The organism is uncultured Sphingomonas sp., from assembly GCF_946477935.1.
Classification (GTDB): domain Bacteria; phylum Pseudomonadota; class Alphaproteobacteria; order Sphingomonadales; family Sphingomonadaceae; genus Sphingomonas.
In genome coordinates, this window is the sequence record NZ_CAMLAC010000288.1 from 1 (window position 1) to 3,838 (window position 3,838).

4 protein-coding genes and 1 pseudogene are annotated in these 3,838 nt (G+C 66.3%); 4 read left to right on the plus strand and 1 reads right to left on the minus strand.

The genetic code is table 11. The features are described from left to right. The 4 genes from fabG to mltG all read left to right on the plus strand — a co-directional run. Window positions 1-642: 3-oxoacyl-ACP reductase FabG (fabG, locus tag Q0U08_RS18520; protein ID WP_298093176.1), on the plus strand; the 642-nt coding region annotated here is incomplete at its 5' end. A gap of 133 nt (window positions 643-775) precedes the next feature. Then, window positions 776-1,012, plus strand: a complete 237-nt coding sequence (locus Q0U08_RS18525) for an acyl carrier protein (RefSeq protein WP_019515010.1) — start codon at window positions 776-778, stop codon at window positions 1,010-1,012. Window positions 1,013-1,115: 103 nt separating this feature from the next. Further along, window positions 1,116-2,372 carry a beta-ketoacyl-ACP synthase II gene (gene fabF / locus Q0U08_RS18530; RefSeq protein WP_298093177.1) on the plus strand — a complete coding sequence of 419 codons (1,257 nt, stop codon included), beginning with the start codon at window positions 1,116-1,118 and terminating at the stop codon, window positions 2,370-2,372. 60 nt (window positions 2,373-2,432) lie between these two features. Then, window positions 2,433-3,398, plus strand: coding sequence for an endolytic transglycosylase MltG (mltG, locus tag Q0U08_RS18535; protein WP_298093179.1), 966 nt, complete (start codon window positions 2,433-2,435; stop codon window positions 3,396-3,398). Window positions 3,399-3,434: 36 nt separating this feature from the next. Here the strand turns inward: mltG and Q0U08_RS18540 are convergent. Continuing rightward, window positions 3,435-3,838, minus strand: a pseudogene (locus tag Q0U08_RS18540) (TonB-dependent receptor); the annotation flags it as partial.

The window sequence follows — 3,838 nt, forward strand, 5'->3', positions numbered from 1 at the left end:
GCGGTGTCGGGGTCCAATGTGGGCAAGCTGGAGGCGTTTCTGGGGGAGCTGGGGGGCGATCATGTTGCGCTGCCTTGCGACCTGTCGGACGCCGCGGCGGTGGATGCGCTGGTGCCGCAGGCGGTGGCGGCGCTGGGGGGCAAGCTGGACATACTGGTCAACAATGCCGGCGTCACCCGCGACAACCTGACCATGCGGATGAAGGATGACGAGTGGGATCAGGTGATCTCGGTCAATCTGGAAGCCGCGTTCCGCCTGATGCGTGCCGCCGCCAAGCCGATGATGAAGGCGCGGTTCGGGCGCGTGATCTCGATCACCTCGGTCGTGGGCGCCACCGGCAATCCGGGTCAGGCGAACTATGCCGCGTCCAAGGCGGGTCTGGTCGGCATGTCCAAGGCGATCGCGCAGGAACTGGCGAGCCGCAACGTGACGGTGAACTGCGTCGCGCCGGGCTTCATCCGCTCCGCGATGACCGATGTGCTGCCCGAGGCGCAGAAGAGCGCGCTGCTGACCAGAATTCCCGCCGGCGATCTGGGCAAGGGGGAAGACATCGGTGCCGCAGTCGTCTATCTCGCCAGCCGCGAGGCCGGTTACGTGACCGGGCAGACCTTGCATGTGAACGGCGGCATGGCGATGCTGTGATCGGAGCCCAACGGCCCTTCGATCGTCTATCAGCTGGGCCGCAAGGCTCCGGACGGGCTTGCCACAATCCGAGGCCCGTTCTACGTGCGTTCAGAATATCGTTAAACCCCGCAGGATACGAAGAGGGATTACCATGAGCGAGACCGCCGACCGCGTGAAGAAGATCGTCGTCGAGCATCTCGGCGTCGAAGCCGACAAGGTGACCGAGGACGCGAGCTTCATCGACGATCTCGGTGCCGACAGCCTCGACATCGTCGAGCTCGTCATGGCGTTCGAGGAAGAGTTCGGGGTCGAGATCCCGGACGATGCCGCCGAGAAGATCACGACCGTCAAGGACGCGATCACGTACATCGACGAGCATAAGGGCTGATCCCCTCGGGGATTGACCTAGCCCGTCAAGGGCCGGAATTTAGCGGCTTCCCGACCCCGGCATAGTGGGCGGGGAGCCGTTTTCGTTGTGAATGGAGTGGAATATGCGGCGCGTCGTCGTCACCGGACTGGGTCTTGTCACGCCGCTGGGTGCTGACGTGGAAACCGCCTGGGCCAATCTGATCGCTGGCAAGTCGGGCGCCGGTCCGATCACCCGCTTTGATACCACGGGGCAGAAATGCACCATCGCGTGCGAGGTGAAGCCCAAGGATCACGAATTTGGTTTCGACCCTGACAAGCGCGTCGACCACAAGGTCCAGCGGCAGGTCGATCCGTTCATCGTCTATGGCATCGACGCCGCCGGGCAGGCACTGGAAGATGCCGGCCTGACCGAGATGGACGAAGAGACGCGGCTGCGTGCGGGCGTGTCGATCGGGTCGGGTATCGGCGGCCTGCCGGGCATCGAGCTCGAATCGGTCAATCTGGACCAGCGCGGCCCCGGACGGGTCAGCCCGCACTTCGTGCATGGCCGCCTGATCAACCTGATCTCGGGCCAGGTCAGCATCAAATACGGCCTGATGGGCCCGAACCATGCGGTGGTCACCGCCTGTTCGACGGGCGCGCACTCGATCGGTGACGCAGCGCGGATGATCCGCGACGACGATGCCGACATCATGCTGGCGGGTGGTGCGGAGAGCACGATCAACCCGCTGGGCGTGGCGGGTTTCGCCCAGGCGCGCGCGCTCAACATGAGCATGAACGACCGTCCGACCGAGGCAAGCCGCCCCTATGACAAGGGCCGCGACGGCTTCGTGATGGGTGAGGGCGCGGGCGTCGTCGTGCTCGAGGAATATGAGCATGCCAAGGCGCGCGGCGCGAAGATCTATGCCGAGGTCGTCGGTTACGGCATGTCGGGCGACGCCTACCACGTCACCGCGCCGCATCCCGAGGGCAAGGGCGCCGAGAACGCGATGCGCATGGCGCTGCGCAAGGCGGGCATGGAGCCGTCGGACATCGATTACATCAACGCCCATGGTACGTCGACCATGGCGGATACGATCGAGCTGGCGGCCGCCAAGCGGGTGTTCGGCGACGACCTGTCGGGCGCGTCCATGTCGAGCACCAAGTCGGCGATCGGCCATCTGCTCGGTGGCGCCGGCGCGGTCGAGAGCATCTTCTGCATCCTCGCGCTGCGTGACCAGATCGTGCCGCCGACGCTGAACCTCGACAACCCTGACGAGGGGACGGAAGGCGTCGACCTGGTGCCGCACAAGGCCAAGAAGCGTGAGGTCAAGGCGGTTCTGAATAACTCCTTCGGCTTTGGCGGGACCAACGCCTCGCTGGTGATGAAGGCGATCTGATACGGTTGTCTCCCCTCCCTTTAAGGGGAGGGGCTTGATTGCTGCTCGACGGGGATCACGATGCGCAAGCTGGGCTGTCTGATAGTTCTGATCGCTGCCATCGTGCTGGCGGGGTTCGTCGCGGCGAACATGTGGGCGGGCGCCGGTCCGGCCGAGCGGCCGGTGACGGTGGTGGTGCCGCAGGGCGCCAGCCTGGCACGCGCGGCGACCGAGCTGGAACAGGCCGGGGCGATCCGCTCCGCCACCCGCTTCCGCCTGCTGGCGCGCGTGTTCGGCGGTGGCGGGTCGATCAAGGCGGGCGAGTATGACGTGCCCGCCGGGGCCAGCGCCAGCGAGGTCTATGCGCTGTTGCAGAACGGCAAGGTCCGCCAGCGGATGGTGGTGGTGCCGGAGGGGTACCCGTCGGCCCTGGTGCATGACGCGCTGATGCGGGCGGACGGCCTGACCGGGGAGGTGCCGGTGCCGGCCGAGGGGTCGATCCTGCCGGACAGCTACGCTTTCCAGCGCGGGGACACGCGCGCGGCGGTGGTGACGCGGATGCAGGCGGCGATGGACCGCTATCTGGCGGAGGCTTGGGCGAAACGGAAACCGAACATCGCGGTATCGACGCCCAAACAGGCGATCATCCTCGCATCGATCGTCGAGAAAGAAACGGGCAAGCCGTCCGAGCGGCGGATGGTGGCGGCGGTCTATGGCAACCGGCTGCGCATCGGCATGCCGCTGCAGGCGGACCCCACGGTGATCTATCCGATCACCAAGGGGCGGCCGCTGGGGCGGCGCATCCGGCGGTCGGAGTTGCAGGCGAAGAACGGGTACAACACCTATGCCAGCGCCGGCCTGCCGGTGGGGCCGATCGCCAATCCGGGGCGGGCGTCGATCGATGCGGTGCTGAACCCCGCCTCCAGCCCGGCGCTGTATTTCGTGGCGGACGGGACGGGTGGGCACGTCTTTGCCAACACCCTGCCCGAGCATAATGCCAATGTACAGAAATGGTATGCCATCCGCCGGTCGCGTGGCGAGATGTGAGGGATGGGGGCCGGCGATGACCGGCCCCCCTGACGATCAGAAGGACCGCGAGACGGTCAGGCCGTAGGTGCGCGGATCGCCGGGCTGGCCGACGATCAGGCCGGTCGAGCCGGATTGGGTGGCGAGCAGCTCGTAATAATCATGGTCGAACGCGTTGCGCAGCCACGCGAACACGTTCCAGCTACCCGGCGCCTTGAAGCCCAGGCGGAAGTTGGACAGGCTGTAGCCGTTCACGTCGGTATAGGCCGAGCGTGACGGGTTGGACGAGAATTTCGACCGATAGCTGCCGTCATAGCCGAGATAGAAGGCACCCTCGACGCCGGCGACCATGGCGGGCAGGTCGTACTCCGCGCCGTAGGAGAAGGCCCAGCGCGAGATGCCGGGCAGCCACTGGCCCGAAATGTTGCAATTGTCCGGGCTGGCGCCGGGGGTGCCGGCGG